Source organism: Streptomyces hirsutus (genome assembly GCF_001418415.1).
GTDB classification, from domain to species: domain Bacteria; phylum Actinomycetota; class Actinomycetes; order Streptomycetales; family Streptomycetaceae; genus Streptomyces; species Streptomyces hirsutus.
Genome location: NZ_LIQT01000603.1, coordinates 1 through 6,334 on the forward strand (window position 1 = coordinate 1; position 6,334 = coordinate 6,334).

Below are 6,334 nucleotides of genomic sequence, written 5' to 3' on the forward strand. Positions count from 1 at the left end.
ACGCCTGCTGCCCGGTGCACCCCCTCCTCGGTGAGGGTGCCGAGCCCGGCGACGATCCTGCCGTCCTTCCGGAACATCCCGCCCTCCACGTCCCCCTCGGTTCCCATGGACTCGAAGTCCCAGCCGAGCACCGCACCGTAGAAGGCCGCCGCGGCACGGACGTCAGGAGTGCCGAGGTCGAGCCAACAGGGGGAGCCGGGGGCGAACTCAGTGGTGATCACGACGAGCCCCCTTCGCTGCTTTTGTGTCGTTCCGCGTTGTCTCAGCGTGACACCCGGCACCGACAACCGCCCCTCGGCCCACGGGGCGACCGGGGATGCCGGATACCGATGCCGTCACCGCGGATCACGGGGGCATGGCTCGCTCGGGTCGTTCCGGATCGCCCGGGCGATGACCTCACCGATGAGGACGGCGGTGGCGGCGGGCCCTCGGTGCGGCGCGTCCGGAAGGATCGAGGTGTCGGCCACCCGCAGTCCCCGTACGCCGTGGACGCGTCCGAACTGGTCCACGGCGGCGTGCCGGGGCTCGTCGGCGGGTCCCATCGGCACCGTCCCGCAGGTGTGCTGGGCCGTGCCGAGGTGCTCGCGGATCCACTGATCGAGGGCGTCGTCATGGTCCAGGACCTCGGGGCCCGGACCGAGCGGGCCATGGGCGACGCCGGCGAAGGGTGGACTTTCGAGGAGAGCCGCGGTGACGCGGACACCGTCCCGGAGGCGGCTTTGGTCCTCACGGCTGCCCAGGTAGCCGTAGTCGATGCTCAACGGGGTGGTGGGGTCGGCCGAGCGGATACGCAGCCGGCCGGTGCGGCGGGGAGCCACGGCGGACACGAGGAACGGCAGGGGGCCACCGGCGGTACCCGCACCACCGGTCACGAGGTGGGACAGGGGAACCAGGGACTGGAGGATTTCCAGATCACCTGGACCGCCTCCGCTGCCGGCCCCCGCGAGCGTGCCGCCCGTGGAGGTGAGGTGCAGACAGCCACCGAGCCACGAGCCGGACGGTTCGCGCCAGACGTCGCGAGGGGCCCACTCCAGGACCACCTGAGGGTGGTCGCTGAAGCCGGAGCCCACGGCCGGGGCGTCCCGGACCACGGGGATGCCGACGCGTTCGAGGTCGGCGCGCGGTCCGATCCCGGACAGCTGCAGTAGGTGCGGGGTGACGAGGGCGCCGGCGCTGAGCACCACGGTGCCGGCGTCGAGGGCGAAGCGACGGCCGTCGTGCTCGACGACGACGCCGGTGGCACGGCCGTTCTCGACCACGACCCGGCGGGCCGTACGGCTGCCGAGGGCGGTGAGGTTGGGGCGGTCGAGCACCTCGGGTGGCAGATAGCTGAGCCCGGCGTTGCGGCGGACTCCGTCGATCACGTTGGAGGGCACCGGCCCGAACCCGGGTGGTGCCTGATCGTTCTTGTCGGGGTCGTCCGGGAATCCGAGGGCGTGGGCCGCGTCGCGGAACGCCGCGGCGGCCGGATGGTCCGGGCGGCCTCGCCGGATACGCATCGGGCCCCGGTCGCCGTGCAGAGGGCCGTCACCGTGGTCGAGGTCGTTCTCCAGCGCGCGCAGGAACGGCAGCACTCTCTCGTAGGACCAGGCAGGATTGCCCGCGGCGGCCCAGCGGTCGAAGTCCTCGCGGCGGGCACGGACGAAGTAGCCGCCGTTGACGGTGGACGAGCCGCCGAGGACGCGTCCGCGGGGCACCAGCCACGGCCGCGTCGGCGTGAGGCACACGGGGTGTGCGCTCGTGGCGGGGTGGTTCGGCTGCGCGCCCGGGACCAGGAGCCCGTCCAGCAGCGCCGGGCCGAAACCGGCCGGACCGCGCGGCAGGGGGCCGGCGTCCACCACGAGCACGTCGCGGTCGGGGTCCTCGGACAGCCGGGCCGCGAGAACCGACCCCGCCGTTCCGGCGCCCACCACGACGACGTCGTAGCGACGCCGTACCGGGGCAGTGCCGCGGCGAGGGGGCACGGGGGACGGAACTGTTCCATGGACACCGGGTCTCATGTCCCTCTGCCCTCCTCCCTGTTCCTCGCGACGGCAGGCACGCCGACGGCTGCGAGACATCGATTCTGTGGTCGGCCGCAGACCGGGATGGCTCACGTTCACGCAGCCGGGCGGCGGGCGGGCTTCCGCGGGGCGGACGCAGAGCGGGTCCGGCGGAAATACCCGTCACCAGTACCTTCCTTTTGGCACCGCATGTCAATACTCTCTGGTGCTCAAGGTACGGCCGGCGGTTGTGATGATCCCCGAAGTGTTCCGCCGTCCAGTACGTCGTTCGCCCGTGCACGCGATCAGGCCCGCACACGGCGCCGCGTGCCGGCGCAATTCCCGTCCTTGTCACCCCCCTTGACGGCCGCAGCCGTGCGACCGCACCCGATCCGATGAGGGAGAGCCGCATGAACGACCTCGACTCCAGCCAGGCCCAGCACATTCACCCCGACGGGATTCCGTCGCCCGATGAACTCATCGAGGCCGACGACCTGATCGAGGAAATCTCGATCGACGGCATGTGCGGCGTCTACTAGGCCTCGCGGATGACCGCCCCGCATCTGGACCGTGCCTGGGACCTGCACCCGCAGGTCTCGGTGCGGCCGGAACCCTTCGGTGCGCTGCTGTACCACTTCGGCACGCGCAAGCTCACCTTCCTCAAGGACCGCGTGCTGCTCGCCGTCGTCCAAGCGCTGGCGGCGGCCCCCACGGCACGGGCCGCCTGCGCGGCGGCCGGTGTGGACGACAAGGACATGCCCCGGTACGAGAAGGCCCTGGCCGCACTCCACCGCTCGTCGATGGTCGTCGAAAGGAACCGGCTCCCATGACCGCAAGCACGCCGCAGACGTCGAGGCCCGCGCCCGGCGCCGCACGCCTGGTGGACCTCTTCGAATACGGTCTCGACGCCCCGATCTGCCTCACCTGGGAACTCACGTACGCCTGCAATCTGTCCTGCGCGCACTGCCTGTCCAGCTCGGGTCGGCGCGACCCGCGAGAGCTGACCACGCAGGAGGCAAAGGCCGTCATCGACGAACTGGAGGCCATGCAGGTCTTCTACGTCAACATCGGCGGGGGAGAACCCACGGTCCGCGCGGACTTCTGGGAGCTGCTCGACTACGCCACCGCACACCACGTGGGCGTGAAGTTCTCCACGAACGGTGTGCGCATCACCCCCGAGATCGCCCGGCGGCTGGCCGGCAACGACTACGTGGACGTGCAGATCTCACTCGACGGCGCGACCGCCGAGGTCAACGACGCCGTGCGCGGGCCCGGTTCCTACGACACGGCGTTGCGCGCGATGCGCAACCTGTCCGACGCCGGGATGACCGACTTCAAGCTGTCGGTGGTCTGCACCCGCCACAACATCCCGCAGATGGACGAGTTCAAGGCCCTCGCCGACCGCTACGGCGCGCAGCTGCGGCTGACCCGGCTGCGTCCCTCCGGGCGCGGCGCGGACGTGTGGGACGAACTGCATCCGCTGCCCGAACAACAACGCCTCCTGTACGACTGGCTGGTCGCCCACGGGGACACCGTGCTCACCGGCGACTCCTTCTTCCACCTGTCCGCCTACGGGCAGGCACTGCCGGGCCTGAACCTGTGCGGCGCCGGACGTGTGGTGTGCCTCATCGACCCGGTCGGTGACGTGTACGCGTGTCCGTTCGCGATCCACGACGAGTTCCTCGCCGGGAACATTCGCAGGCCGGGCGGCTTCGCCGAGGTGTGGCGGGAGTCCGAGCTGTTCCAAAACCTGCGCGAGCCGCAGAACGGCGGAGCGTGCGCTTCCTGCGCCTTCTACGACACCTGCAAGGGCGGCTGCATGGCCGCGAAGTTCTTCACCGGGCTTCCGCTCGACGGCCCCGACCCCGAATGCGTCCAGGGGTACGGAGAGCAGTTGCTGGCCGGACGGTCCAAGGACCGCGGCCTCATCCCGAAGCCGTCCGGCGACCACTCCCACCGCACCTCGCCCGCACGGGGGCCGGGACCCGTGGACCTCGTCCTCACCCGCCGTCCGGACAGGGACCGGCCACCCGTCGGCGACTGCGACGAACACCCACTGGCCGGCATGAGCCTCCCCCGCGGCGGCTGACGACGCCGTCGCCGCACCCCTGATCCTCGAGTCCCGGTTCAGGTCACCGCCCCTACCGCAGGAGAGAGCCGTACATGCGCAGCAATCCCTGGTTCGAAACGGTCGCGGAGGCCCAGCGCCGCGCCAAGAAGTACCTGCCGAGCACTGTCTACGGTGCTCTCGTGGCCGGTTCCGAGCGGGGCCGCACGCTCGACGACAACACCGGTGCGTTCGCCGAACTGGGCTTCGCCCCGAGGGTCGTGGGTCACCACGCGGAACGTGACCTCTCCACGACCGTGCTCGGCGTCCCCTCCGCCCTCCCGGTGGTGATCTCACCGACGGGCGTGCAGGCCGTTCACCCCGACGGCGAGGTGGCGGTCGCCCGAGCGGCGGCGAACCGAGGCGTGATCATGGGGCTGAGCTCGTTCGCCGCCAAGCCGGTGGAAGAGGTCACCGGGGCCAATCCGAACGTTTTCTACCAGATGTACTGGTCCGGCACGCGCGAGGCCATGGCGCAGCGCATGGAGCGTGCCCGCACCGCGGGAGCCAAGGCGCTCATCGCCACGCTGGACTGGTCCTTCTCCCACGGCCGGGACTGGGGCAGCCCGACCATTCCCGAGACGATCGACCTCAGGACGGCGGTCAGGTTCGCACCGAACGTGCTGCCGCACCCGCGCTGGCTGTGGGCCTTCATCAGATCCGGCCGGATTCCCGACCTGACCACCCCCAACCTCCAGCCCCCGGGCGGGAAGGCCCCCACGTTCTTCGGCGCCTACGGCGAATGGATGCAGACCGCACCGCCGACCTGGGACGACATCGAGTGGATGCGCACGGAATGGGGCGGCCCCTTTCTGCTCAAGGGCGTGACGCGGGTCGACGACGCGCTGCGGGCCGTCGACGCCGGAGTGTCGGCGATCTCGGTCTCCAACCACGGCGGCAACAACCTGGACACCACGCCCGCCACCATCCGGCTGCTGCCCGCGATCGCCGACGCCGTCGGCGACGACATCGAGGTCCTCCTCGACGGTGGCATCCGCCGCGGCGGCGACGTCGCGAAGGCCCTCGCGCTCGGGGCGCGCGCGGTCCTGGTGGGCCGCGCCTACCTGTGGGGCCTGGCCGCCAACGGGCAGGCGGGCGTGGAGAACGTCCTGGACATCCTGCGGGGAGGACTCGACTCGGCGGTGCTGGGCCTCGGGCACTCCTCGGCACGTGACCTGTCACCGGACGACCTGGTCGTCCCGGACGGCTTCACCCGCGTCGCCGGTGCCCCGCGCGCCGCCGGCACGGCCGGCCGGTGATGTCACCCCACCCCCGGCGTCCGTCCGGAGCCCGGGACCTGGAGTGCTCCGTCTGGCCGGCCGTGCCGGCCGGCGCCCTGGTGCTCGTGCCCGTCGGCTCGACCGAACAACACGGGCCGCACCTGCCGTTGAACACGGACAGCGTCATCGCCGAGTCGGTGGCACGCGCGGCCGGGGAACACCTCACGGCACAGGGCGCGGGCCGCCCCGTACTGCTGGCGCCCACCATCGCCTACGGCGCGAGCGGCGAGCACGCGGGCTTCCCCGGGACGGTCTCCCTCGGCCACGACGCGCTGCGCGTCGTTCTGGTGGAGACCGTACGGTCGCTGTCGCTGTGGGCCGGCCGCATCGTCTTCGTCAACGGCCACGGGGGCAATGTGCCCACGCTCGACGCGGCGGTCGGCCGACTCCGCGGCGAAGGCCACGATGTGGCATGGCTCGGCTGCGACACTCCCGGCGGTGACGCGCACGCCGGCCGTGCCGAGACGTCCCTGATGCTGCACCTGGCACCCGCCGACGTCCGCCTGTCCGAGGCGGTCGCCGGCGATACGCGGCCACTGGCTTGCCTCATGCCGGAACTGATCGCCCGCGGTGTGCGCGCGGTGTCTCCCACAGGAGTACTCGGCGACCCGACCGGGGCGACGGCCGAGGAGGGCCGGGCGGCACTGGAATCGATGGTGCCGGTCGCCGCACGCCGCATCGCCGCGGACCGTCCGGACCCCCGGGGCCGCCTCCTCGACCCGGCAGCGCACCCCGCACCGAAGCACCCCACGGCCGTGCCGTCCGGACCGGCGCACCCCACGGCCGCGTCCACCACCCCCTCCGTCGTCGCCCGCACGAAGGCAGCCGCCCCATGACGCTTCCCCGTGGCTTCGAGGTCACCCTCGACCGGTCCACCCGCGTCCTCGACGGCGGCCGGGCCCGGGCGCCGAGTCGGACGAGGCGGACCGGGTTTCCGCCGAGGAGGGCCCGGCCGCCGTCGAGGA

The 6,334-nt window shown here is 72.0% G+C and carries 7 protein-coding genes; 5 read left to right on the forward strand and 2 right to left on the reverse strand.

Going from position 1 to position 6,334, the window contains the following annotated elements:
- The coding region (locus tag AOK11_RS35565; protein WP_478501595.1) for a VOC family protein at positions 1–221 on the reverse strand (221 nt) is incomplete at its 3' end.
- 114 nt (positions 222–335) lie between these two features.
- Entirely contained in the window at positions 336–1,964 is a 1,629-nt protein-coding gene (mftG, locus tag AOK11_RS35570) for a mycofactocin dehydrogenase MftG (RefSeq protein ID WP_055597777.1), read from the reverse strand.
- Between the two features lie 428 nt (positions 1,965–2,392).
- Here mftG and mftA point away from each other — a divergent pair, with 428 nt between their 5' ends.
- From mftA to mftE, 5 genes are all read left to right on the forward strand, one after another.
- Entirely contained in the window at positions 2,393–2,521 is a 129-nt protein-coding gene (mftA, locus tag AOK11_RS38715; RefSeq protein ID WP_063793569.1) for a mycofactocin precursor MftA, read from the forward strand.
- A gap of 9 nt (positions 2,522–2,530) precedes the next feature.
- The gene (mftB, locus tag AOK11_RS35575; protein ID WP_055597778.1) at positions 2,531–2,812 is read left to right on the forward strand and encodes a mycofactocin biosynthesis chaperone MftB; all 282 of its coding nucleotides are present in this window, start codon (positions 2,531–2,533) and stop codon (positions 2,810–2,812) included.
- Complete coding sequence (gene mftC, locus AOK11_RS35580; protein WP_055597779.1) at positions 2,809–4,071, forward strand: mycofactocin radical SAM maturase; 1,263 nt, start codon at positions 2,809–2,811, stop codon at positions 4,069–4,071. Before mftB ends, mftC begins: the two co-directional genes overlap by 4 nt.
- 74 nt (positions 4,072–4,145) lie before the next feature.
- Complete coding sequence (gene mftD / locus AOK11_RS35585) at positions 4,146–5,348, forward strand: pre-mycofactocin synthase MftD (RefSeq protein WP_055597780.1); 1,203 nt, start codon at positions 4,146–4,148, stop codon at positions 5,346–5,348.
- Positions 5,348–6,205: a mycofactocin biosynthesis peptidyl-dipeptidase MftE gene (gene mftE, locus AOK11_RS35590; protein ID WP_107098761.1), complete on the forward strand. Its 858-nt coding sequence runs from the start codon at positions 5,348–5,350 to the stop codon at positions 6,203–6,205. Before mftD ends, mftE begins: the two co-directional genes overlap by 1 nt.
- Positions 6,206–6,334: the final 129 nt, after the last annotated feature.

What these genes read in the sequence shown, in the direction of transcription:
- mftB (WP_055597778.1), top strand. Translation starts at nt 2,531, where the DNA reads ATGACCGCCCCGCATCTGGACCGTGCCTGGGACCTGCACCCGCAGGTC.
- mftD (WP_055597780.1), top strand. Translation starts at nt 4,146, where the DNA reads ATGCGCAGCAATCCCTGGTTCGAAACGGTCGCGGAGGCCCAGCGCCGC.
- mftA (WP_063793569.1), top strand. Translation starts at nt 2,393, where the DNA reads ATGAACGACCTCGACTCCAGCCAGGCCCAGCACATTCACCCCGACGGG.
- mftC (WP_055597779.1), top strand. Translation starts at nt 2,809, where the DNA reads ATGACCGCAAGCACGCCGCAGACGTCGAGGCCCGCGCCCGGCGCCGCA.
- mftE (WP_107098761.1), top strand. Translation starts at nt 5,348, where the DNA reads ATGTCACCCCACCCCCGGCGTCCGTCCGGAGCCCGGGACCTGGAGTGC.